Genomic DNA, 23,993 nt, shown 5'->3' on the forward strand with positions numbered 1-23,993 from the left:
CGTCTACCTCGTCCTCACGCCGACCAACGGGGCCGGCCACCACGAGGACAGCACCGATGGCCCGTTTCGAGACCTACCGCGACGCGTTCCCCAACGCCCGCCTGACCCGGAAGCCGAACGGCGTGCTGGAGGTCATGCTCCACACCGAGGGCGGCAAGCTCGTCTTCAACGGTCACACCCACGAGCAGTTCGTCGACCTGTTCCACGCGATCGGCGAGGACCGCGACAACCGGGCGGTGATCCTGACCGGTGCGGGGGACGCCTTCATGGACGCGATCAGCCCCGAGGGCTTCGATTTCTTCACGCCGCAGGGCTACGACAAGATCCTGCGGGAGGGCCGCAAGGTGCTCAGCAACATCCTCGACATCGAGGTGCCGATGATCACCGCGCTCAACGGCCCGGTCCTGCTTCACAGCGAATACGCGCTGCTCACCGACATCGTGCTGGCCACGCCCGAGACGGTGTTCCAGGACAAGCCGCATTTCGAGTTCGGGATCGTGCCGGGCGACGGCATGCACATCCTGTGGCCTGAGGTGATCGGTTCGATCCGCGGGCGATACTTCCTGCTGACGCGGCAGGTGCTGGATGCCCAGACGGCCAAGGATTGGGGCGTGGTCAACGAGATCGTGCCGCAAGACCGGCTGCTGGCCAGGGCGCACGAGATCGCGGACGGGATCGCAGCTCTGCCGCCGCTCACCGGCCGGTACACGCGGATCGCGCTCACGCAGCGCCTGCGCCGGCTCGTCGAGGAGGGCACCGGCTACGGCCTCGCCCTGGAGGGCATCAGCGCCGCCGACGTGGCCCGGACCATGGCCGCCCAGAACTGAGTGAGCGCCCGATCCGAACCATCGCACGGCGTGTCAGGCCCGCGAGGATGGCCTGGCGCGCCGGAGGCTCAGAAGTAGGCCCGGATCTCTCGGGCGATGTCGTCCCCGTTCGTCTCCAGCGCAAAGTGGCCGGTGTCGAGGAAGCGGACCCGTGCGTCCGGGATATCGCGCTTGAACGCCTCGGCTCCGGGCGGGATGAAGAAGGGGTCGTTGCGTCCCCAGACAGCGAGGAGCCTCGGGCGGCGCTCTCGGAAGAAGGCCTGGATCAGCGGGTAGCGTTCCAGGTTGCGCTTGTAGTCGAGCTTGAGCTTGACTTGGCGGTCCGCATTGCCCGGTCGCGCCAGAATGGCGGCGTCGAGCGTGTACGACTCGGGCTCAATGACCGACGGGTCGGGCACCCCGTGGAAGTAGGGTGCCTTGACGCCGTCGAGGGTCATGCGGGCTCGGATGGCCTCCACGGCGGCCTCGTTCGGCTTTTCCCAATAGGTCCTGAGAGGCGCCCAGGCCGCCTCGCCGAGCCCCTCCAGATAGGCGTTGCCGTTCTGGGACACGATGCCGGCGATGCGGTCGGGATGCGCGAGCGCCAGGTCCCAACCCACCGGAGCCCCGTAGTCGAACGTGTAGAGGCGGTAGCGCCGGAGGCCGAGGACGTCGACGAAGGCCTTGATCGTTCGCGACAGCGACGCGAAGTCGTAGACGTAGCCGCGGTCGTCCGGGACCACCGTGAAACCGAAGGATGGGAGATCCGGCGCGATCAGGCGAAACCGGTCCGCGAGCCTCGGCATGAGATGGCGGAAGTAGAAAGACGAATTCGCGAAGCCGTGCAGCAGCAGGAACACCGGGGCGTCGGGCCGGCCGGCCTCGCGATAGAAGACGTCCACGCCGTCGGCCCGAACCGTGCCGTGGCGGACCTCTGCGACCTCGGCGGGCCGCGTTTCCGCCGCGACGGCGCCGACCGGGCCTAAGCCTGCCGCCATGACGCTGCCGGCGAGAAGACACCGCCGCGTCGTCCTGGCAGGCCCGTCTTGGAATGCCTTGTCCTGTCTCATCGCTCCACTCGCATATGTGCGGGCCGGGGAACGTCCGGATTGCGCGCCTCGCGACCGCGAATGTCGCGCACGTCGAGGCGGATGCACCGGCCTTCGCCGCGAGCCCTCCGACCGTGCCGCGGCGTTCAGGCTCGGGACCGGACAGTGTGATCACGATGAACTCTCTCGGCACTCACTAGAACACAGAGTTTGCGAAACTCAGCCTTACGGATTTCGAGAGGGAGATGGCCCGGCCTTTTCTTACCCGGCGGACGCTCGTCCCAAGCCCGCGGGCGCATCGGCCTTCATGGGGGTGGGATAACGGCACCCAGGGACGCGCGAATGCGCGGCGTCGCGAAGTCGAGGAATGACCGCAGCTTGAGCGGGAGGCGTCCGTGGCCGACATGGACGACGCTGACCGGGACCGGATCAAGCTCGAACGACCGCAGGACGAGAACTTGGCTCCCGGCGGCGACCAGAGGGGCGGCCTGGTACGACAGCACCTGCGTGAGGCCGACGCCGGCCGCCGCGGCGTCGAGAGCGGCCTCGGCCGTGTTGACCTGCAGACGCGACCGCACCCGGACCACTTGGACGGCCTTCCGGTCGGACGTGGCGAAGTGCCAGGCCGGGCCGGCGGCCAGGTCGCTGAAGGTCACGCACGGGATCTCGGCGAGGTCGGATAGCGTGTGGGGCGTCCCGTGGGCGGCGAGGAAGTCCGGACTGCCGCAGACCACGCGGGTGACCGTGCCCAGCCGCGCCGTTACCAAGTCGCTGTCCGGCAGGTGCGAGATGCGGACCGCCAGGTCCACGTGATCCTCCACGAGGTCCAGGGCCCGGTCGGTGAGGATCAGGCGCACGGTGATGTCCGGGAACCGGGACAGGAACGCCGAGACCACCGGCAGGACGTGCAGCCGCCCGAAAACCAGCGGGGCCGTCATCGTCAACGCGCCGCGGGGCTCGGTGTACTCGCCCCTGACCGCCCGCTCGGTCTCCTCGACCTCGCCGAGCAAGCGTCGGCACGCCTCGATGTAGGCGGCTCCCGCGTCGGTCGGGGTGAGCTTGCGCGTCGTGCGGACCAGGAGCCTCGCGCCGAGATGGGCTTCCAGGTCCGCGATCTTGCGGCTGACGCTCGGCAGGGGGATGCCGAGCCGGCGTCCGGCGGCCGACAGGCTCCCGGCCTCCACGGCAGCGACCAGCAGGCTCATGGCCTCCAACCGGTCCATCGCACCCTCTCGTTTTCGGCAACGGTCACTCTCGGAGTGGTCAGATTATCCCGCAGAGTGCAAGTCGGTACCCATGCCTCACCGACGGCGTGCAGCACGGGCTGCATCGCCGGCACCGGAGGGCGAACGATGACTCAGACCACCTACCGCACCGTCGACGTCGACGGCCTCAAGGTTTTCTACCGGGAGGCCGGCGACTCTGCGAAGCCGACGCTCCTGCTGCTGCACGGCTTCCCCTCGTCCGGCCACATGTTCCGCAACCTGATTCCGCTGCTCGCGGACCGCTTCCACCTCGTCGCCCCCGACCTGCCGGGATTCGGCCTGTCCGAGATCAAGCCGCGCGCCGCCTTTACCTACACCTTCGACGCGCTGGCGAAGGTCATCGGCCGCTTCACGGAGGTCATCGAATTGAAGACCTACGCGCTCTACGTCTTCGACTACGGCGCGCCCACCGGCTTCCGGGTCGCAATGGCGCATCCCGAGCGAGTGACCGCCATCGTCTCGCAGAACGGCAACGCCTATGAGGAAGGACTGAGCGAGGGCTGGAACCCGATTCAGCGTTACTGGCGGGACCAGTGCGACGCCAACCGGCAGGCGCTGCGCGAATTGCTCACCCCGGCCTCGATCCGCTGGCAATACGAGCACGGCGTTCCGGACACCTCGCTGGTCTCGCCGGACGGGAGCGCCCTCGACGCGTGGTACATCCAGCGGCCGGAGGTCGACGAGATCCAGCTCGACCTGTTCGGCAACTATGCCAGCAACGTGGCGCTCTACCCCGCCTTCCAGGCCTACTTCCGCACGCACCGCCCGCGGCTTCTGGCGATCTGGGGGCGGAACGACCCGTTCTTCCTGCCAGCCGGTGCGGAGGCGTACCGGCGCGATATCCCGGATGCCCAGATCCGGTTCCTCGATACGGGGCATTTCGCCCTGGAAACGCATACCAACGAAATCGCCGAGGCTGTCACGGAATTCCTCAAGGCCTGAAGCGGAGATTGCTAAGGGCCCGCGACAGCCTGAATGACGGAAGGTATAGAAGGGCCGGCCGACCCTGACGGGGCGGCCGCTCTTTCAAAACCTGCTTGATGCAGCAGGAAGCCATGAGAGACTTCCGCTTTCAAGCGACGTCCGATGGCCGGGGAATGTCCGGTGTGGGTGCCAAGCCGAACGTCCGGTTCTGTGCGCGCTGGCGATCCGGCGTGGCGTAGTCTGGCCGTAAGCGGCTGGTCCACTTTGGAGAAGCTTGCAGGGGATGATCCGCCCCCAATGAAGTGGTCCGCCCTGAGGTATGGCTTTCGGGCCAGTGCGAGGACGGACAGATGGGAACGAAGCGGCGCAAGCCGGAGGACGTTGTCGCCGAGCTGCGGCAGATGGATGTGCTGGTCTCGCAGGGCCAGAGCGTCGGGGACGCGATCCGCACGACCGGCGTGACGGAGGTGACGTACTATCGCTGGCGCAAGGGGTACGGCGGCCTGAAGAGCGACCAGGTCCGGCGCATGAAGGACTTGGAGACCGAGAACCAGGGGCTCCGGAAAGTGATCGCGGATCTCAGGCTCGACACGCTGATCCTGCAGGAGGCTGTCCGGGGAAACTGACCAGCCCCGCGCGCCGACGCGCCTGCATTGAGCTTGTGATGGACGTCCTGGACGTCTCTGAGCCCCGCGCGTGCCGTGCGCTCGGTCAGCAACGGTCGACGCAGCACAAGGTGCCGCGGGGCAGAGACGATGAGGCGGCGCTGACCGCCGATCTCGTGGAGCTGGCGCGCCGGTACGGGCGCTCCGGCTACGAGAGCGTCCATGCACGCCAAACCCGCTCGCTGCGGTTTTGTCCCGCGCTCTAAGAGCCGGTCTCGTTCGCCCAGCTACGCCGGATCGCCGACGGCGACGACCTGCTGCGGCTCATGATCGAGACGCGGAAGGATCAAGCCGCGCGGATGAAGTGGGCCATCACCGCCTTCTTCGCCAAACCGGACGGCGTCCTCCCCTGGACCGACTGGCTGCGCATAGGCCTGGAGGACGTGCTCGTCCTCGACGCCTGGACCACCTTCAAGCAGCACTCCCGCGCGGGCGACCTCCTGGCCCTGAAGCCGATCGACGGCGCCCCCATCAAGCCGATCCTCGGCGAGGACGGCCGCCTGCCGACGCCCTGGGTGCAGGGCGGCGAGATTGTCTGGCCCGAGGCCAACCAGCAGATCCTCAAGGGTCTCGGCCTGTCCTTCGGCGCCGGCATCGCGGTCGGCTTCTCCGGGGCGCAGGGCCGCACCGACGCCACCGCCCTCAGGGCCGCGAACAAGGCGGGCGTCAGCCTCGCTCTGACGTAGCCGCGCCCCCTCCACCCGGACCCCCGTGAGGCCGACATGACCGCTCCCCTCGTGCGGGCGACCTTCTTCGCGCGGCTGCGCGCGACGGGGTTGCTCGGCGCCACCCTCGCGCAGACCGAGGTCGACGGGCTGACCGGCCTCCTCGACGCCTGGGAGCGCCTGGGCTGGCCCGGCGATCTCCGCCACGTCGCCTACACCCTGGCCACCGCCTGGCACGAATGCCGGCTGAACCTGTCGATCCGCGAGGACGGTCTCGGCCGCGGGCATCCCTACGGCGTGCCGGTGGACGGCCGGGTCTATTACGGCCGCGGCGCCAGCCAGCTCACCTGGCTCGACAATTACCGGCGGTTCGGCCGGCGGCTCGGCCTCGACCTCGTCGGCGATCCGGACCTGGCGCTCGTGCCGGAGACGAGCGCGGCGATCCTGATCGTCGGCGCGCGCGACGGCCTGTTCCGCCCCGGCCATACCCTCGCGCGCTACTTCGACGGCGGCACCGACGATCCGGAGGGTGCGCGGGCCATCGTCAACGGCGACGGCGCGCGGAACGGCGCGCGGATCGCGGGCTATCACGCCGTCTTCCTCGCCTGCCTCCGGGCGGCGTGCGCCGCCGCGGCCCCGCCGGCCGCCCCGGCCCCGCCATCGACCGCCTGGTGGCCGCGCCTGCGCGAGGCCGTCCGCCGCAACATGCAGAAGGGGGCCTGACCATGGGGTTCCTCGCCCTCCTGCCGGCGCTGCTCGGCGCGCTCGGTCCGATCCTCCAGAAGGTTCTGCCCGACGAGGGCCAGCGGCTCCAGGTCCAGCTGGAGCTGCAGAAGGCCCTGATCGAGCAGCAGGACGATCTCGGCCGGGCCATGGCCGAGGTGATGAAGGCGGATGCGGGGTCCGAGAGCCCGCTCGCCCGCAACGCCCGGCCGATCACCGTGCTGTGGGCGCTGGCGATGATCACCTGGGTGGGCGTGGTGGCGCCGATGCTCGGCCTGCAGGTCGAGGTGGTGGCGGCGCTGAAGGGCGTGCCGGCGGAGCTGTGGTCGCTGCTCACCGTCGGGATCGGCGCCTACATGCTGGCCCGCTCGGTCGACAAGATCGTGCCGCAGGTGATCGGGTCGAAGAGTTGAGCCCCGGGGCCGCGGGCGCGCCTCGATGACGGACGAGACACCGCCCCGGGTCCGGACGGCTCGGACGGGCCGCGGCGAGCGAAGGACCGGACCCATGGCCGACCATCTGCCCGAATGGATCGGGCGCCTGATCGAGCGCGTCGAGACCACCGGCCGGCAGATGGATGCGCTCGGGGGCAAGCTCGACCGGATGGACGAGAAGCTGGAGGGTGTGGCCTACCGGCGGGACATCGAGCACTTCGTGGCACGCGACGAGATCGAGCGGCGGATCGACGAGGCGGTGGACGGGGCGAAGGCCGAGGCCGCCAAGGGGCTGGCCGAAATCGCCGGGCAGGTGCGGGATCTGCGCAAGATCGGCTGGGTGCTGGCCTCGGCGGCGCTGCTGGCCTTCGGGGGGATCGTGCTGGCGAAGATTGGGTTGGCAGGGCGGTGAGCTGTGCGAGCTGATTCAACCTGATGACCGGCGTGGATTTTGAGCCCCGACACGCCTCGTAGAGACTACCATCAGCCCCACCGGCACCGCCCAGCGGGGCTTTTTCGCGGGCGCCATGATGTCTTGATCGACGCGTATCAGCGCCGAGACATGCATTCCCGCATGAAGGCGCCGCGTTGCGACATAGTATATCGATTGAATGCAGCCGATCCTTTTCCGGGGTTGCGCGAGTAGAGGCCCTTCAGCACTGCCTCAGACAAACAGCGTTCCCGCTTCTCATTCACCTGAGCCACCGCTGAGGCTGCTGTCGTGGCCAGAGCACCGAGAATGATCACAGCTCTGATCATGGTCCACTCTTTGATTTCGAAGGCAAAGCGCGGGCTCGCGACGAGACAGCTACGCACTCCGACAATTTGTGCCCGATCTTGCGTTATCGGCAAACGACGCGAAAATTCGCGTCGCGTACTGGCTCGGCCTACAAGGCTGAAATCAGTGGCTCTCAGCCCCATGAAAGCATCGGAGCGGGGACTGGTCTGGCCGTACAATCTCAGCGAGGATTCGTCACCGAAGGCGGATTGCCATCCGTCCGGAAAGACGCCTCGAATTGCCCGTTGGACGTATCAGCTCGACACTGAACGATTCCCGGCTTTCGATAAGGGTTGGTGAAGCGGCACGATCCGACTGCGTTCGCCCGATCGGTTTTGCCGCCGTACCCGAAAATGACGCCATCGATCGGCTGCACGGCCGTGTCGGGATCCGGCTTCACCTGCTTGTCGCCGAGGCCTGTGAAGGTCAGCGCCGCGCCGGTGTCAGTCACGAAGTAGAAGCCGACCCGGCCATTCCGGTAAATCGTATTCAGGAGTTTGCCGCTGCACTCACGCGTGCGATCCGTACCGCCGATGACGAGCCGATCACAGGCGCCATTTGCGATCGCCATCGTTGGTATCTCAGCCTGACGAGGCGCTGCTTGTGCGCCGCTGACAGCGGCGATCATAGCGAGGGCGATGTGAAGAGTGCGCATCAGATTGCCTTGGCGTGGAACCAGAGTCCCATGCTGCTCAGGTTTTGCATTATAAACTCGACATCATCGGTCTTGATCCTGGTCTCCTTGGAGACGTCGAGAACCTTCATCATGGCGCTCAGGATGCTGCCGCGATTGTCTTTCGAAAGGCTTGGCGCGACCGACATGATGAGGACGACGTAGGACAGCAGGCAACTCGCGGCCTTCTTGGGATCACCTCCAGCGGCGCAGATGAGCGTTACCTCGTCGGCAGGACCGCGCACTTTCGAGCCGCCCACCATCAAGACGGCGAAATCGCCGACCTCGTAGGTGCAAATCGCTCGAGCCTGCTCGCCGCAATCCTTTTGCTTGATATTTACGCGCTCGCCAACGGTTCTGTACTGGCTGGTGAATGTCGAGACAAAATCGTTAGTTCTGAACGAGAAATCCGAGGCCCTTGTCGCTGATGGCATCAGGATGAGGGCGGACGCACCGGCTACGGCTGCACGAACTACAGAGCGGGTCACGCGACATTCTCCAAGGCACTAGAGATTGCCGCTCTCGCGTTGTGGTTGTCTAGGTGTGCGCCAGCTGTAACCGGGGGATAGCGCTCTGCAGGCCGTGATGAGAGCCGATCAGCCGCGCGGTGCCCACCAGCTCGTCGCGCGGATTTGTCTCGAAACCGCCTTGGCTTCTTGGATTTCGAACCAACGCTCAAGCGAAAGCGTTTATCAGCCTTCTACCTAAAGGAAGGTTTTCATGCGCCATCAAGTTCTCGCAGCCGCTGCTGCTTTCAGCCTCCTCGCAGGCGGGGCCTCCGCGCAGGCTCCCGCGGCGACTCCCGTGGCGCCCTCCGCTCCTGGCGCTTCGGGCGTGGTTGCGCCGCAGAACAGCACGACTGGTAGCAATGGCGCCGTGACGACTTCGCCGACCGGGCAGCCGGCCGACACGATGTCGAACAGCTCGTCCTCCGCCGGGAATGCCAATCAGCCAGAGCGCGCCGTTCCTCAGGGCGGCGGCGGTGGCGGCAGCAGCAGGTAGCCGCTCATCGCCATCATCTGCGTGCGTTTTCTTCAGCCCCGCCGGCATTGCCGCGCGGGGCGTTCTCACAGTCTGCTCTGCTCTTCGAATGCGCTCTAATTGCAGGTCAACTTCCGGCCTTCGGCCATCCCGACCTTGCGGTAGTGTTCCAGACCCGACTTGATCGCTCGGCCAATGACCGCTCGGCGCACGTCCGGATTGCAGCGCAGATACTCTTCCTCGTTGAACGCGTAGTCGCCACGCCCGCCCCGGGAGCCTCGGTCGTAATCCCGATCGTAATCGCGGCGGTCACGGTCGCCGTAGCCGCGATCTCCGTAGCCGCGATCTCCGTAGCCTCTGTCACGGGGCCCGTAGTCGCCGCGATCGTAGCCGTAATCGCGTCCGCCGTATGGCTGCGCGAAGGCCGGAGCGGCTCCACTGAGTAGCGCCAGGCCAAGGACGGTCGCTGAGATCACCTTCATGTCGTGCTCTCCGTTGTTGCGGGGCGTGAACGCTTTCAACGGTGGGTGGTTCGATTTGCCTGAGCGGATGCCGCTCCCTCGCTCTCCGATTCACTGACGTCAGCGGGGCTTTCCTTTCCCTGCGTCCCGCCTAGCCTCGGTGCGAGGTTTGGCTGAACTTCCCCCCTTTCGGTGCCCGACCTGAGAAGCCCGCCCGGCGCGCCGGCGCGGGCTTTTTCCTGCGCGGAATCCCGGCGCGGGATTGGTCGGCAGCCGGCACGAGCACGGCTCGGTAACCGGTGCTCGCCATCTTACCGCCGAGCCGCGTTGCGTATCGGCTCGGCTCACACGCTGATGAGATCGGACGCTCCCCCGCCCCGTGAGCAGATCGGGGCGGGGCCGAGCGGGTCTCGCACCCGCAAACGCAGACGTTCACGTTGCCCCGGGCACCCTGGTTTCGGCCGGGGCGCCGCTCGCCGATTCAGGCGCGGGAACCGTGCCGCCGCGTGCGCGTAGACCAATCCCCAAGCGTAGACTCTCTCGAACCGCCCGGCTCCGGCCGCGGCGGTTTTTTCGTGTCCGGCGTCTGCCAGCCGGCCATATCCCTCGAATGCGCCGACCCCGCCGGCCCGCCGCACGGGGCTTTTTCTCGTGCTCAGACGATCACGGCCTCAGCCGTCATATCGGCGCGCGCCGTCTCGGGCAGCTCCTCGAAGCCGTGATAACCGGCGGCCTGGGCGGCGACTTCCAATGCCCGATCCGCTGTGTCGGCCTGTCCCGTCCAGAGGACCGCGCGCGTGCTGTTCTGCCTCACCTGGAAGATCGTCATGCTTACCTCCCGTGCCGTCGATCGTGCGTCGACTGGCAAAGGCAGGATCACCCGGACCTGTTCCGCCCGCAATAGGGTGTCGCCCTGTCCCTTCGGACATCTGCCCGCCGGGTTCGCCGGCGCGGGCTCTTTCGTGCTCGGAATTCCTGTGCGGGACCATCCTCCGGCCGACACCGAACGGCCCGGTAACCGCCGCCGGGCATCCAGCATCACGAGCCGCGTTGCGTATCGGCTCGGCTGGGCCGCGCCGCAGCTCTTCGGCGTCCATCCGGAGCACGGCGTCCTGCGCGTGACGTAGGCCGGCGCCCTGATGGTCAACGCTAGCCGGACCGTCGGCGTCGAGCCCAACCGGATCGTGTTCGACCGGTTCTCCGGCTACCCGACCAAGCCGGGTCAGACCTGGGGACCGCCGGTCCGGGATTTCGCCGCCAAGCGGCGCGGCTGACGCTCAGCCCTGCAGGCTCTCGGCGAAGTCGTCCGGCACCTCGCCCCACTGGCCGAGGATCGTGACGCCCTCCAGCTCGCCGGTCTCGTCGTCGGCCACCACCTTCAGCGCCGCCGCACCCGGCATCCGCCTAGCCAGGGTCTCGGCCTTCTTCAGCGCGCCGCTCTCCGTCTGCGCCGGCTCCTGGCGGGCCGGGCGCAGGCGCTTGCGGTGGATCTCGAACGGCTGCACCACGAAGCTGGTCGTCATCGCCATGGTGCGGCTCCCGTCCTTACGCCGACTTGCCGCCGACCCGTACCGCAGTGAACGCGCGGAACAGCACGGGCCGGCCTGCGGCATCGCGCACGTCCACCGACCACACGGTCCAGTCCTCGCAGCCGACCCCGTCCATCAGGCCCAGCGCCACCCGGTCCGCGTGCTGCCGGATCTCGCGGATGCTCGACAGCCACCGCCCCTGCAGGTCGAACACGGCATCACCGCCTCCCAGGCAGTGGAAGCGATAAAGCCTCCGCGGCATTGGCGTTTTCCCGACCTCTCCACACGTGCCCACTGCGATCTCCGCGGGATCCGACACGGCCATTGAACCACGCCCCACCATCGGGCTTTGTTCCCGATATGTTCTAGTCGAGGTTGTGATCCGGATGCATGCCCAACGGCACGAACCGCCTGTGGAGATCCGTCTGTCCGAGGCCGAGGTGATCGCCCTGGCCTATCACCGGGCCGCCTCCGGCGATGCCTGGGCCGCCCTCGTTCGGGCGGTGGAGGATGCGCTCACCGACCTGCGAGACGCCGAAGCGCGCGTGCTCGCCCAGGGCCGGCTGATCTCCCGCGGATACGCACGATGCCACGCCGGGACGGCCTGAGCCCCGTGCCGATCCACCCGATCGACGCGTTGCTGCTCGGGAGTCCCGACGCCGTCCGCGTGCCCCTGATCGGGCAGGCGCTGTGCGCCGGCTTCCCGTCGCCGGCCGACGATTTCCTGGAGGGCGCGCTGGAGCTGCCGCGCTGGCTCGTGCCGAACCCGCCCGCCACCTTCCTGTGGCGGATCAGTGGCTCGTCCATGGAGGGCGCCGGCATCTATGACCGCGACCTCGCCTGCGTCGACCGCAGCCTCACGGCCGGCCATGGCAGCATCGTCGTGGCGGCGGTCGACGGCCAGATGAGCTGCAAGCGCCTCGTGATCGACGGCAACACCGCCCGGCTCGCCTTCTGCAACCCGGACCTGCCGGCCTTCGCGGTCGAGGAACTCGGCGAGGGCGTGATCTGGGGCGTGGTGCGCTTCTCGATCCGCTGGCACGTCGCCCGCGGGCAGGTCTCGTGAGCACGCCGGAGGCGCGCCGGCGCGACCGGATCGGCGGCGGCCGCGCCGTGGCGCTGATCGACGGCAACAGCTTCTACTGCTCGTGCGAGCGGGTGTTCGACCCGAAGCTCGCCGCCGTGCCGGTGATCGTGCTCTCGAACAACGACGGCTGCGCCATCGCCCGGACCAGCGAGGCCAAGGCGCTCGGCATCCGGATGGGCGATCCGTTCTTCAAGATCCGCGACCTGTGCCGCGCCCAGGGCGTGCGGGTGTTCTCGTCGAACTACACGCTCTACGGCGACATGTCGGGGCGGACCAACGCGGTCTACCGGCAGTTCAGCCCGCAGGTGGAGATCTACTCCATCGACGAGAGCTTCCTGAACCTCACCGACGTGGCGCCGGCGCTGCGGGTCGAGCTGGCGCGGGACCTGCGCGCCACGGTGCGGGCCTGGACCGGGATCCCGACCTGCGTCGGCATCGGCCCGACCAAGACGCTGGCCAAGCTCGCCAACCACATCGCCAAGACCGTGCCGGCTCTCGGCGGCGTCTGCGACCTGACCGACCCCGCGGCCTACGCGCATTGGCTGTGCCGGATCGACGTAGCCGAAGTCTGGGGCATCGGCCGGGCCTCGCTTGCCAAGCTCCAGGCGATGGGCGTCGAGAGCGTCGCGGACCTGCGCGACCTCGACCCGCGGCCGGTGCGCAAGGGCCTGACCGTGGTGGGCGAGCGGATCATCTACGAATTGCGTGGGGCGGCCTGCCTGCCGCTGGAGATGGTGCCGGCGCGGCGGAAGGGCTGCGCGGTGACGCGCTCGTTCTCGAGCCGGATCACCGAGCGGGCGGCGCTGGAGGAGGCGGTGGCCGCGCACGCGACGCGGCTCGGCGAGAAGCTGCGGCGCGAGGGGCTCGGCACCAACCACGTGACGATCTTCTACCACACGAGCGAGCACGACCGGGACGCGCCGATGCGCTCGGTCTCGACCACAATGCGCTTGCCGGAGCACAGCTCGGACACGCTGGCGCTGATCAAGGCCGCGCGGCACGGGGTGGCGAAGACCTGGCGCGAGCCGGGCGAACGGCCGTGGCGGTACAGCAAGGCTGGGATCGTCACGAACGACCTCGTGCCGCTGTCCCACAGCCCGCGGGCGCTGATCGGCGCGCTGGACCGGGAGCGGTCGGGCCCGCTCATGGCGGCGATGGACGCGTGCAACGCGCGCTGGGGCCGCGGCGCCGTGGTGCCGGCGCGCGCGGGGCTGGTGAGCCGGCGCGACTGGAACACGAAGTTCGAGATGCGCACGCCGCGCTACACGACGCAGGTCGGCGAGTTGCCGGTCGCCTACGTCTGAACCGCTCCTTGAGCACGCGGCCGAGTGCTTTGGGTGGATTTGTGCCGGTCCGTTTTCGGGCGGTTTGGCGATGAAGCAGACATCGCCGTCCCACCCGTCCTCGACCCTAGGCAAACCCTGGAACGGTCCGCTTTGCGGTGGTTGGCGAAGAGGTGACCTGGAAATTTGACGCGTATCCTCGCATCCCTTCGCCTCATGCGAAAAGCTGGAAGAACCAACTTATGATGGATGCTGACGATTGATCCCTCTTATTGCGATCGAAATCGAGCTTCGGATTGATGCACCCAGAAATTGAGTGCACGATACCAGGCTCCGCGCTGAAGTCGTCCACGCGCGGGCATGCAGTGCAACTCGGAGCGCCCATGACCGACCGCCCTCACGCAGATCGGTACCTTGAGGTTGCCCGTGAGCTGCGTGCGGCAGCCGAGGAGACGCGGCGGACGCTCCAGGCTTCCCGCGATCTCGTGCGGCGCGCCCGCGAACAAGACACCGCTCGACCGCAGGCACCCAATGAGAGCGACCACCCAGGCCCCTCGAAACGGTTGGTAACAAGCCTGATCGATGCCTACGAGGCCGCGGAAGACGATACCGACACCCAGACCCGCTTGCTTCTCGGGCGTGTGCTCAATCATGTCGGGCGTCGCGTCGCTGGCGTGATTGGACCGCGGTCGGCCGGGATCGCTATGCATTGATCGACGCGACGCAGGGATCGGCGGAAAGGTCATGATGAACGGTGACGATCCGCAAGACGACGCCCGCGGCTCTCTATTCCGCATCGCCCAGACCCTGGGCGTCCCGGTCGCGACCTTTCTGACGCCCGATCCTGCCGATATGCCGGCAATCGAAACTGTCGATGAGGGCGCGAATCATCTCGCCGAAGCGGTGGCGCTGCTGCGGTTGTTCGTGCGGCTGAAGAGCCCCGAGGCCCGGGCACGCTGCCTCGCCTACGTCGTGCAGGAAGCCACGCACCAAAGTTGATCCGCGCGGCCATCCTCGACGTTGGGCGAGAACGCATGATGCCGGGACCCAACGAACGGCGCGGCCTCGATCCGAAGGTTCAGAACGCGGTGATAGATCAGGACCACTTTCCGATCGTCGGCATCGGTGCATCCGCGGGCGGCATCGAGGCGATGCGGGGCTTCTTCCGCGGAGTGCCGGAGACGCTCAGGGCCGCCTTCGTCGTCGTCACGCATCTCGGCCAGGAGCACAAGAGCCTGCTCCCGGACGTGCTGGCGCGGCTCACGCCGCTCAAGGTCGAGGCCGCCGCCGACGGTGTGCCGGTCGAGCCGGGCACCGTCTACGTCATGCCGCCCGGTTGCGTCATGGGCATCGCGAACGGCCGGCTGACCTTGACACCGCTCGGGGCGGCCCGCGAGACCAAGCCGATCGACATTTTCCTAACCGCCCTGGCCCTCGACCAGGGCGAGCGCGCGGTCGGCGTCATCCTGTCCGGCGGCGACGGCGACGGCGCCATCGGCGTCAAGGCGATCAAGGAGCACGGAGGCCTGACCCTGGCCCAGACCGCGGATGGCTACGGCCCCGAGACCGCCGACATGCCGCTCAGCTCGCTGCGGACCGGCTTCGTCGATTTCGGCGAGATGGCCGAGCATATGGGCGACCGGATCGCCGCGCATGTCGCTGCACACGTCGCCGCAGCGCCGGACGCGCAGGTCGACGCGGTCCCGCGGGAGCACGACGCCGAGTTCCTCACCGAGATCTTCACCATCCTCCGCCGGCAGGTCGGCCACGACTTCTCGGGGTACAAGCCCAGCACCTTCGTGCGGCGCCTGCAACGGCGCATCAGCGTCGTCGGCGCGGCCGGGCCGGACGGCTACCTCAAGCTTCTGCGTGCCGACCCGGCTGAGGTCGGGGTGCTGTTCCGGGACCTGCTGATCGGCGTGACGAACTTCTTCCGCGACACCGCGGCCTTCGAGGCCCTGACCACCCAGGTCATCCCCAAATTGCTCGACGCACGCGCGGCGACCGATGTCGTACGGATCTGGGTGCCGGCCTGCTCGACCGGCGAGGAGGTCTACTCCCTGGCCATCCTCCTGCGCGAGCACATGCTCACCCTGGCGGATCCGCCGCGCGTGCAGATCTTCGCCACCGACATCGACGAGCGCGCGCTCACAGTCGCGCGGACTGGCCGCTACCCGAGCGCCTACCTGTCCGCCGTCTCTTCCGAGCGGATCGCGCAGCACTTCGTCGTCGAAGGCGACAGCGCGGTCGTCGCGAAGGCCGTACGCGACCTGTGCACCTTCGCCCCTCACAGCGTGCTGCGGGACCCGCCGTTCTCACGCCTCGATCTCGTCTCCTGCCGCAACCTGATGATCTACCTCGGCATCGAGGCCCAGCAGCAGTTGTTGCCGGTGCTGCACTACGCCCTGCGTCCACGCGGCTACCTGTTCATCGGCATGTCCGAGAACGTGACGCGGTTCGAGGACCTGTTCGAGACGATCGACAAGCAGCACCGCATTTTCCAGGCTCGCGACGCGATCCCGCCCGTCCGGTTGCGGCCGATATCCGGGGCAGAACCGCCGATCTTTGGGAGTGTGGGCCAGGCGCAGCGGCGGAACGTGACGACGCACGCGGCCCTGCGGCACGCGGTCGAGACGCAGATGCTGTCCGAGTTCACGCCGCCCCACGCGGTCGTGACGCGGACCGGCGAGGCCGTGCACTATTCGTCGCGGATCGGCGATCACCTCGAGGTCGTGCCTGGCCAGCCGACCCGGGAGCTGGCCGCGATGGCGCGCAAGGGCCTGCGGCTGGATCTCCGGACGGCCCTGCGCGAGGCGATCGAGGGCAACACCCTGGTCGTGCGGGACGGCATAGGCGTCGAGCTGCCGGACGGCCGTTTCCAATCGATCTCCCTGGTGGTCAAGCCGCTGAACACGCCTGGCGCAATCGAGCCACTGTTCCTGGTCGTGTTCAAAGAGGCCGCCGCACCCTTGGAGAAGGAACGCCAGCAAGCGCTCGAGGCGAACGAGCGGGACACGGCGCTCCAAGGCCTGGAGCGCGAATTGAGCGTCACGCGCGAACGGCTTCAAGCTGTGATCGAAGAATACGAGACCTCCCTTGAGGAGCTCAAATCCTCGAATGAGGAACTCCACTCCGTCAACGAGGAAATGCAGGCCGCCAACGAGGAGCTCGAGGCTTCGAAGGAGGAGACGCAGTCTCTGAACGAGGAGCTTCAGACGGTGAATTTCGAGCTCTCGTCCAAGATCGAGGCCATCGACCAGTTGATCGACGATCAGGCTACGCTGTTCGAGGGCATGAACGTCGCGAGCGTGCTTTTGACGTCGGATCTCCGCATTCGCATGTTCACCAGCGCAGCGGCGCAGATCTTCGGCTTGCAGCCGAGCGACGTCGGCCGGTCCCTGCGCAACTTCTCGGCGCCGATCCCCCTGACATGGCTGCTGGACGAGATCCCGGCGGTGCTGAGGGCAAACCGGCCCTCCGAGCGGATAGTCGAGGGGGCGGACGGGGCTCGCTACAGGGTCCGGTTGATTGCCTCGTCCCGCAAGGGCAGCCAGATGCCCGGGATTGTCGCCAGCTTCACCAACTTGCTGGAGCAGGAATGACCGGCCGGTCCGCACGCCGCGCCCAGGATGTCGGCTGCCAGCACGCCGGCATGACCGGACACGGTCGACCGAGTGATCGCGGAGAGGTTCGGCACGGCTTTTCAGTGCCCGGCCGCCTCCTGTCCTCGGTAAAGGCGGATCGCATCGCCAACCAAGGCTTGAAGTCGGATGTCCTGTTCAGGGCGATGAGATGGGGTCCGCTTGCCGCCTCGTGCGCAAGTTGCCCGTCCGCCGACGAATGACCGGTTTCGGAGAAGGCAGAGGTTGATCCGGGCGGCCGCGTTGGGTCGCATGCGGAAGGTCCGCTTCCGGATGGAGAATCCAGTTCCGATCGCGATCCCAGCCAACCGTTCGAATAACGCGCGCGTGTGAGATGAAGCTCAACGCGGTAGCAAATGGCCACTATCGACCCAGCCTCCCCGTTGATGTCAGACCGCGCCTTGTCCCCGCGCGGTCAGCAATTGATATTCGGAATTGTTCTCCATCATTGCGTCGATGTCGAATTATACAGCCATTAATCGATGGCCGCCCTGAAGATGTTCTGCCAGGCTTACGGGAATGGGTCTGTCGTAAAGATTTTGTTAACCATCTTTGAGAAAAACATTCGTCGAATTGGGCGGCCTCGATGACGGGCAATCCGTGCACCGATGACCCCAACCCTCTCGCTGAGGGCTGCGCAGATGTGCGGATCCGTGCGAGCAAAGAGCCTTTTCTCGATGCCGTCTCAGTCAGGTCAGCCATCTCTTGTAATTTGCCACGGGACGGTCCGTAGCCGCGAACGATTTCTGGTTACGGCCACCACCACCCTGGCATTGATCGTCAGCTTCTCTGCGCACGCCGCCGAGCAATCCCAACCCCAAGTGGTCATCGGCGCAGATGGCCGGGATGGCAAAGTCCTCATCATTGGGCGGAACACCTCTGCCACGCCCGGCCAGGCTGGCGGCGATCTGACCTTGATCGATGTCGATACCGCAGCCGCCGGGCTTGATCCCGCCGTGACGCTCCAAATTGGCTCGAAGGGCGGACGCGGTGGACGAGGCGACGATTTTGGCCTCGGTTCGGTTTTCGGCGCCAACGGAGGCGCCGGCGGTGCCGTCTCGGTAACGTTGTTGGAGGACGTCGCCGGACTGGGCGACCAAGTCAGCAGCGGCGCTCGGCCGGAATTCAAGCCCATTCCCCGGTTCCTCGTTTTTTCCCGGGGCGGGGATGGCGGATTCGCCCTCACGAACTTCGGCGGCGGCGGAGATGCCGGCCCAGTTGCGCTCACCGTTTCGTCCATGGTCTCGACCGTGGGGCAAGCCTTCCTTGGCGTGCGAGTGAGCGCCACCGGGGGAAATGCCGGCTCAGGCGGGGTTGCCGCCGACCAGACTGCGTTCCGGAAGGGCGGGACCGGCGGGTCGGCCTCGCTCGTCGTGACGCCGTCCGGGCAGGTGAGCACCGACGGTGCCGGTGCTACTGCGGCGATCGTCGAGTCCATCGGCGGCGCGGGCGGCAACCGCGGAACAGGAACCGCCTACAGCAAACCCGAGGTGACGCAGGGCGGCATCGGTGGCCCTGCGCGCCTCGACATGGCCGGCACGATCAGGACGGCTGGCGACTATGCCTTCGGCGCCCTCGTCCAGAGCATCGGCGGTCGAGGCGGAAGCCAGGGCGATGCAGGTGGACGGGATGGAGCCCGAGGCGGCGACGGCGGCACCGTCACGGTGATCCAGCGCGGCACCGTGGTCACGCAGGGCGATTATGCCCTGGGCATCGTTGCGCAGTCGGTCGGCGGCCCCGGCGGCAGGGGCGGCGACGGCATCTTCGGCGGCGGCAAGGGTGGGGATGCCGCCACGGGCGGATCGGTGACATTGACCAACAGCGGCACCGTGACGACCGGCGGTACCGGGGCGATCGGTCTGGTCGCGCAGAGCATCGGTGGCGGCAGCGCCGACACGGCCCTGCCCCTCTCGCCCCTGGCCGTGAGGTCCGAGGCAAATGGCGGCGGTGCCGGGGGCAGGACGCTGTGGTTCTCCACCGGCGGTACCGGCGGCACCGGGGGGAGAGGCGCCACCGCCGAGATCGTCGATGCCGGCGGCAGGATCGTGACCGCGGGTGACGCCGCATACGGCGCCCTCGTCCAGAGCATCGGCGGCAGCGGCGGCATCGGCGGCGACGCGTTCACAGCGAATGCCTTCTTCTCTGTCGGCCTGGGCGGCAGCGGCGGCGGCGGCGGCGATGGCGGCCTCGCCCGCTTCACGGGCGTCGGCGGTACGGTCGAGACCGGCGGTGACGGCGCGACGGCCGTGCTGGTTCAGAGCATCGGCGGCGGCGGCGGTGCCGGCGGCGAGGCCAGGACCAAGGCGGTGGGTGTAGGGCTTTCGGCGTCGTGGGCGATCGGCGGGAGCGGAGGCCGAGGCGGACAGGGCGGCTCCGCCGTCATCGAGAGCGGCAGCACGGTCACGACCGTCGGCCTCGGCGCGGACGGCCTCGCGGCGCTCAGCATCGGCGGCGGCGGCGGCGTGGGCGGCCTGGCCAACGCGCAGGCGATCACGGCACCCCTCGTGACCCCGACCGGCAAGACGCTGCCGAGCTTCGCGTTCTCCACCGCGATCGGCGGTTCGGGAGGGGATGGTGGCGCGGGCGGCGCAGCGCGTGTCGCCAACACCGGCCTCGTCACCACTTACGGCGATGGGGCGACCGGCCTCCTCGCCCTCAGCGTTGGCGGCGGCGGCGGAATCGGCGGCAACGCGACGGCCTACGCGCTGGCCGTCGCACCGCCGCAGCAGATGGCTGTGGCTGCCACCACGATCCTCGGCGGCACGGGCGGCGGCGGCGGCAACGGCGGCAGCGCTACCATCACCAATCGCGGGACCGTGCGGACCTCCGGCGACGGCGCGTCCGGCATCGAGGCCCTGAGCATCGGTGGCGGCGGCGGAACCGGCGGTGGCGCGACCGCGACGAGCAACACCTTGAGCCTGCGCCAGAACATCGCCATCACCCGGGGCATCGGCGGGAAGAACCGCGATCGGACCGGTGGGGCGGGTGGAGGCGGTGGTACCGGCGGCGACGTGACCGTCACTCAGACGGGCCGCGTGATGACCGGAGGCGACGCCGCGATCGGCGTCCTCGCGCTGAGCGTCGGCGGCGGCGGTGGTAATGCCGGGCCGGCCTCGGCAGTCGCGACGTCCGGAGTCTCCTTCGACAAGACCCTCAACGAAGTTCTCGGCAAGCTCCCGATCGCCGACACCCTGTCGGTGAGCGATACCGTTGGCGGCTCAGGCGGCGTCGGCAACCGCGGCGGTACCGTCCGGGTCACGAACGAAGGCACGGTCTTGACCGGCGGTTCGAACGCGACCGGCATCCAGGCCCAGAGCATCGGCGGCGGCGGCGGCAACGGCGGCGAGGTGTCGGGTGCCGCCACGGGCACGTTCAAAATCACCCGACAGCTTGGCGGATCCGGCGGGACCGGTAGCACGGGCGGCCCAGTGGCTGTCGTCAACGCCGCGACCGGCACGGTCGCGACCTCGGGTGACGGCGCACACGGGATCCTTGCCCAGAGCATCGGCGGCGGCGGCGGTACGGGGGGCAGCCTCGCGGCCGGGACGGATGTCGCGCCCGACGCCGTCGGGGAGATCTGGCAACAGATCAAGCAGGCGATCGGCGTCGAAGCGTATCAGCAGTGGGCCGCCGACAAAAATAACAAGGACGACAAGAAATCGCTTGAACAATTCCTCAAGGATATCAAGGCCAGCGACACCTACAAGGGGCTCGCTGACAAGCTGAAGAAATCGGACTTCGGCAAGGCGCTGAAATCCTACTCGACCGGCATCTCAAACTACCTGGACACACAGAAGAAGACCGGGACCAAGCTGCCCAATGTCTCGGCCACCCTGGCTCTGGGAGGCGACGGGGCAAGCGGAGGCGCCGGTGGCGCGGTCAACGTCAAGAACGAGGGGACGATCACGACCCTTGGAGCCTCCGCTCACGGGATCATGGCGCAGAGCATCGGCGGTGGCGGCGGCCAGGGCGGCGTTTCGTTCGCACAGGCCACCAATGCGACCAACATCGCGGCGACCGTCGGCGGCTCGGGCGGCACGGGCAATACTGGCGGTCCTGTGGGGATCCTCAACCTCGGTACGGTCGCTACAGAGGGCAATGCAGCCTACGGCCTCTACGCGCAGAGCATCGGCGGCGGCGGCGGGACCGGTGTCGGCGCCAGCGTCGACAGCCAAGTCAACAAGGGTTTGACACTCAATCTGAACGTCGGCGGCCGCGGCGGTGTCGGCGCGCATGGCGGCGACGTCACGATCGAAAACCGCGGCACCATCGCGACGGCCGGGATCGAGGCGCATGCCGTTGTCGCTCAGAGCATCGGCGGCGGCGGCGGCAGCTTCGCCGCACCGGCTGGCGACGACGCGGCTGACGATGGCACGACCAAGGACGGCTCCGGGAGCGACGCCAAGAGTGGCGCCAAGGATGACACGAAGAGCGATGCCAAGGCGCTGACGGATGCGCTGCTCGCAGCGCTCGACATCGTACAGATCGCACCGCCGGAGGATCCTGCCTCCGTCTCGGCCAAGTCCGGCAGCCTGACGCTCGGCGGCTCCGGAGCCATGGCGGGCAATGGCGGCACCGTGCGGATCGTTCAGGACGGCACGGTCGCCACGAGCGGCTTCGGCGCGGTCGGCATCCTGGCCCAGAGCATCGGCGGCGGCGGCGGGCTCGCCTCCGTGGCGGCGGGACCGGGCGGCCATAAATATACGTTCGGGCTGGGCGGCACGGGCGGTGCCGCTGGCGATGGCGGTTCGATCCAGGTCAGGATGGGGGCGAGCGCGCAGATCCTGACCACCGGCGACGCGGCACCGGCCCTGCTCTTGCAGTCGATCGGCGGTGGCGGCGGCTACGGCGGCGCCCATCAGGCCATGGGCTACGCGATCCCCTACGGACTGGCGGACGGCAGTAGCGGCTCCGGCGGTGCGGTCAGGGTCAACCTGGAGCAGGGCTCCGTCATCCGCACCGCGGGCACGCAATCCCACGGCATCGTCGCTCAGAGCCTCGGCGGAGGTGGCGGGCTCCTCGTCGGCCTGTCCGGCGAGACGGGGATGCAGCCCGTGCGAAGCCGCGCCGTAACCGGGAGCGGCGGCGATATCTCCATCGAGTCGGCCGGGTCGATCATCGCGTCCGGCCTGGACGCCCACGCGATCCTGGCACAATCCGGCGTCCAGCGGACCGATGGTAGCCTCGAGCCCGATCCGAGCCGCAGCGGCAAGATCGTCATCCGGGTCAGCGGCCTCGTCACTGGCGGCAGCGGCGCGGGCGCGGCGATGCGCGTCGAGGGTGGGCACGACAATAGGATCGCCATCGAGGAGGGCGCCGTGGTCAGCGCCGCCTCGGGCCGGGCGATCGTCGGCGCGTTCACCACCGGCACGATCACCAATCGCGGTACGCTGATCGGCGATGTCGACCTCACAGGCGGAGGGCAGACGGGTCGCGTCCTGTTCGACAACGGATTCGACGGCGCAGCTTCGGCGATCCTGCGCACCGGTCCCGACGGTGTCATCGCCCTGGGAGATGGCGGCCGCCTGCGCAACGGCGCCATCCTCGACATCGGCGGGGTCGGCAAAGTCGCTCGGGCGACGATAACCGGCAATTTCGAGCAGACCGAGTCCGGGCGCCTGTTGGTCGATATCGCACCGCTGGCGACAGATCCCGCCTTGCGGAACGATCTTCTGACCGTCACCGGCACTGCCTCCCTGAGGGGCGTGGTCGAGCCGCACGTGATCGATGGTCTCTCGCCCGGCCGCTACACTTTCCTCAGGGCCGGCCAAGTGGAGAACGTCGGCGCCAGCGCCACTGGAAGCAGCATCAGCTCGGGGGCCATCCCAATCTCCTGGACGATCGTCTCGACGGGGAACAGCATCGCGCTGGTGCCGCAGGCTCATTTCACGGCGCCGGTCGGCGTGACCCTGACCGAGGACCAGCGCAGCGTGGCGCAAGGCCTGCAGGATGCCTGGGATGGAAACACGACGAAGCTGGGCACGCTCTACGGACGCTTCCTCTCCGTCGACAGCTCGAAGGCCTATGCCGCCGCCCTGGACGAGTTGAAGCCAGAATCCAACCAGGACAACCTGACCGACCGGACGCTCGATACCCGCAAGGGTCTCCAGCGCGCCATGAGTTGCCCGGCGTTCACGGGAACCGGTACGCTCCTGCGTGAGGGTGAATGCGTCTGGGGGCGCATCACCAGCGCTCACACGACCCAATCCGCCACCGCGGACGACGTTGGCTACCGTCAGACCGCCCTCAGCTACCAAAGCGGACTCCAGACCGAGTTCGCCCCGGACTGGTTCTTCGGCCTCACTGGCGCCTACACACGGGCGATCCAGAGCGACCCCGACCGGATCACCGGGACAACAAGCGATGCCGCCGATGTCTCTGCGGCGCTCAAGCACCAGATTGGCCCCTGGCTGCTCGCGGCTTCGGCCAATCTTGGTTATTCCTGGGCCGACAACAAACGCCTGATCGATTTTGGTGGCGCTACCGCCACGGCGCGCAGCAAGTCCGGGATCCTCACCGCGGGCGGTCGGCTGCGGGCGAGCTACCAAGTCTTGTTCGGCGACTGGTATCTCAAGCCCTACGCGGATCTGGACCTGCTCTACAGCTACAGCCCCGCCTATTCCGAGACCGGGGCGCCGGGCTTCAACCTCGACATGCGGCCGGTGGCCAAGACGCTGGTGGCATTCAGCCCGATGATGGAGATCGGCGGCCGGATCGATTTCGACGGGGGGCGCTGGGTCCGCCCCTACGGCACCCTTGGCGTGACACTCCTGTCGGACGACCATTTCACCGGCAAGGCGAGCTTTAACGGGACCGGCGCGCTGGGCCTGTTCGCTACGGAATCATCGATCCCCGATCGCCTCGGCGAAGTGGGGCTGGGTTTTCAGGTCAGCCTCGGTGGCGGCATCGAGGTGACCGGCGAGTATCAAGGTCAAGTCGGAGACCACTTCCTCTCGCATGCGGGGACTGCTCGGATGCAGCTGCGCTTCTGAGAAAGGCTGCTGCCGACCTCACCAACACCGATCGCGG

General features: G+C 68.0%; 22 protein-coding genes and 1 pseudogene. 15 read left to right on the plus strand and 8 right to left on the minus strand.

Translation table 11 applies throughout. From position 1 onward, the window contains the following. The first annotated feature begins 56 nt into the window (after positions 1 to 56). On the plus strand, positions 57 to 827 hold the full coding sequence (locus A3862_RS29615; RefSeq protein WP_043755443.1) for an enoyl-CoA hydratase/isomerase family protein: 771 nt from the start codon (positions 57 to 59) through the stop codon (positions 825 to 827). Between the two features lie 68 nt (positions 828 to 895). Here A3862_RS29615 and A3862_RS29620 read toward each other — a convergent pair whose 3' ends face one another. Further along, complete coding sequence (locus A3862_RS29620; protein WP_043755441.1) at positions 896 to 1,876, minus strand: alpha/beta fold hydrolase; 981 nt, start codon at positions 1,874 to 1,876, stop codon at positions 896 to 898. 284 nt (positions 1,877 to 2,160) lie between these two features. Beyond that, on the minus strand, positions 2,161 to 3,078 hold the full coding sequence (locus A3862_RS29625) for a LysR family transcriptional regulator (protein ID WP_043755439.1): 918 nt from the start codon (positions 3,076 to 3,078) through the stop codon (positions 2,161 to 2,163). A gap of 129 nt (positions 3,079 to 3,207) precedes the next feature. Here A3862_RS29625 and A3862_RS29630 point away from each other — a divergent pair, with 129 nt between their 5' ends. The 6 genes and pseudogenes from A3862_RS29630 to A3862_RS29655 all read left to right on the plus strand — a co-directional run bounded on the left by A3862_RS29630 (position 3,208) and on the right by A3862_RS29655 (position 6,943). After that, positions 3,208 to 4,062, plus strand: a complete 855-nt coding sequence (locus A3862_RS29630; RefSeq protein WP_043755436.1) for an alpha/beta fold hydrolase — start codon at positions 3,208 to 3,210, stop codon at positions 4,060 to 4,062. A 332-nt stretch (positions 4,063 to 4,394) separates the two neighbouring features. Then, positions 4,395 to 4,876, plus strand: a pseudogene (locus A3862_RS29635) (transposase); the annotation flags it as partial. Between the two features lie 132 nt (positions 4,877 to 5,008). After that, positions 5,009 to 5,395, plus strand: coding sequence for a hypothetical protein (locus tag A3862_RS29640; RefSeq protein WP_124263041.1), 387 nt, complete (start codon positions 5,009 to 5,011; stop codon positions 5,393 to 5,395). A 36-nt stretch (positions 5,396 to 5,431) separates the two neighbouring features. Beyond that, positions 5,432 to 6,097, plus strand: a complete 666-nt coding sequence (locus A3862_RS29645) for a glycoside hydrolase family 19 protein (protein ID WP_052083530.1) — start codon at positions 5,432 to 5,434, stop codon at positions 6,095 to 6,097. A gap of 2 nt (positions 6,098 to 6,099) precedes the next feature. Further along, entirely contained in the window at positions 6,100 to 6,510 is a 411-nt protein-coding gene (locus A3862_RS29650; RefSeq protein WP_043755430.1) for a 3TM-type holin, read from the plus strand. Positions 6,511 to 6,604: 94 nt separating this feature from the next. After that, the gene (locus tag A3862_RS29655; RefSeq protein ID WP_043755428.1) at positions 6,605 to 6,943 is read left to right on the plus strand and encodes a hypothetical protein; all 339 of its coding nucleotides are present in this window, start codon (positions 6,605 to 6,607) and stop codon (positions 6,941 to 6,943) included. A 547-nt stretch (positions 6,944 to 7,490) separates the two neighbouring features. On the opposite strand, the gene A3862_RS29660 is transcribed toward A3862_RS29655, so the two are convergent. From A3862_RS29660 to A3862_RS31750, 4 genes are all read right to left on the minus strand, one after another. After that, entirely contained in the window at positions 7,491 to 7,880 is a 390-nt protein-coding gene (locus tag A3862_RS29660) for a hypothetical protein (protein ID WP_052083529.1), read from the minus strand. Between the two features lie 83 nt (positions 7,881 to 7,963). Continuing rightward, positions 7,964 to 8,470 (minus strand): hypothetical protein, encoded by a 507-nt coding sequence (locus tag A3862_RS31265; RefSeq protein ID WP_043755426.1) that lies wholly within the window; start codon positions 8,468 to 8,470, stop codon positions 7,964 to 7,966. Between the two features lie 609 nt (positions 8,471 to 9,079). Then, positions 9,080 to 9,445: a hypothetical protein gene (locus A3862_RS29675; protein ID WP_043755425.1), complete on the minus strand. Its 366-nt coding sequence runs from the start codon at positions 9,443 to 9,445 to the stop codon at positions 9,080 to 9,082. A gap of 634 nt (positions 9,446 to 10,079) precedes the next feature. Then, positions 10,080 to 10,253: a hypothetical protein gene (locus A3862_RS31750; protein ID WP_164706411.1), complete on the minus strand. Its 174-nt coding sequence runs from the start codon at positions 10,251 to 10,253 to the stop codon at positions 10,080 to 10,082. A gap of 310 nt (positions 10,254 to 10,563) precedes the next feature. Here A3862_RS31750 and A3862_RS32420 point away from each other — a divergent pair, with 310 nt between their 5' ends. Continuing rightward, complete coding sequence (locus A3862_RS32420; RefSeq protein ID WP_257791601.1) at positions 10,564 to 10,698, plus strand: hypothetical protein; 135 nt, start codon at positions 10,564 to 10,566, stop codon at positions 10,696 to 10,698. 3 nt (positions 10,699 to 10,701) lie between these two features. Here A3862_RS32420 and A3862_RS29685 read toward each other — a convergent pair whose 3' ends face one another. Both A3862_RS29685 and A3862_RS29690 read right to left on the minus strand, forming a co-directional pair. Beyond that, positions 10,702 to 10,953 carry a hypothetical protein gene (locus A3862_RS29685; protein WP_043755424.1) on the minus strand — a complete coding sequence of 84 codons (252 nt, stop codon included), beginning with the start codon at positions 10,951 to 10,953 and terminating at the stop codon, positions 10,702 to 10,704. 16 nt (positions 10,954 to 10,969) lie between these two features. Continuing rightward, positions 10,970 to 11,215, minus strand: a complete 246-nt coding sequence (locus tag A3862_RS29690) for a DUF6894 family protein (RefSeq protein ID WP_043755422.1) — start codon at positions 11,213 to 11,215, stop codon at positions 10,970 to 10,972. Positions 11,216 to 11,366: 151 nt separating this feature from the next. On the opposite strand from A3862_RS29690, the gene A3862_RS29695 reads away from it, so the two are divergent. The 7 genes from A3862_RS29695 to A3862_RS29720 all read left to right on the plus strand — a co-directional run bounded on the left by A3862_RS29695 (position 11,367) and on the right by A3862_RS29720 (position 23,956). Beyond that, the gene (locus tag A3862_RS29695) at positions 11,367 to 11,561 is read left to right on the plus strand and encodes a hypothetical protein (RefSeq protein ID WP_335645387.1); all 195 of its coding nucleotides are present in this window, start codon (positions 11,367 to 11,369) and stop codon (positions 11,559 to 11,561) included. Further along, on the plus strand, positions 11,540 to 12,019 hold the full coding sequence (locus A3862_RS29700; protein ID WP_246410953.1) for a LexA family protein: 480 nt from the start codon (positions 11,540 to 11,542) through the stop codon (positions 12,017 to 12,019). Before A3862_RS29695 ends, A3862_RS29700 begins: the two co-directional genes overlap by 22 nt. Then, positions 12,016 to 13,344 carry a Y-family DNA polymerase gene (locus A3862_RS29705; protein ID WP_043755420.1) on the plus strand — a complete coding sequence of 443 codons (1,329 nt, stop codon included), beginning with the start codon at positions 12,016 to 12,018 and terminating at the stop codon, positions 13,342 to 13,344. Before A3862_RS29700 ends, A3862_RS29705 begins: the two co-directional genes overlap by 4 nt. A gap of 362 nt (positions 13,345 to 13,706) precedes the next feature. Next, on the plus strand, positions 13,707 to 14,036 hold the full coding sequence (locus tag A3862_RS31270) for a hypothetical protein (protein ID WP_124263042.1): 330 nt from the start codon (positions 13,707 to 13,709) through the stop codon (positions 14,034 to 14,036). Between the two features lie 31 nt (positions 14,037 to 14,067). Then, positions 14,068 to 14,322, plus strand: coding sequence for a hypothetical protein (locus A3862_RS29710; protein WP_236961604.1), 255 nt, complete (start codon positions 14,068 to 14,070; stop codon positions 14,320 to 14,322). Between the two features lie 35 nt (positions 14,323 to 14,357). Then, a complete protein-coding gene (locus tag A3862_RS29715) occupies positions 14,358 to 16,925 on the plus strand; it encodes a CheR family methyltransferase (protein WP_164706412.1) in 2,568 nt (855 codons plus the stop codon). 647 nt (positions 16,926 to 17,572) lie between these two features. Next, positions 17,573 to 23,956, plus strand: coding sequence for an autotransporter outer membrane beta-barrel domain-containing protein (locus tag A3862_RS29720; RefSeq protein WP_257791602.1), 6,384 nt, complete (start codon positions 17,573 to 17,575; stop codon positions 23,954 to 23,956). Positions 23,957 to 23,993: the final 37 nt, after the last annotated feature.

The organism is Methylobacterium sp. XJLW (genome assembly GCF_003254375.1).
GTDB lineage: Bacteria > Pseudomonadota > Alphaproteobacteria > Rhizobiales > Beijerinckiaceae > Methylobacterium > Methylobacterium fujisawaense.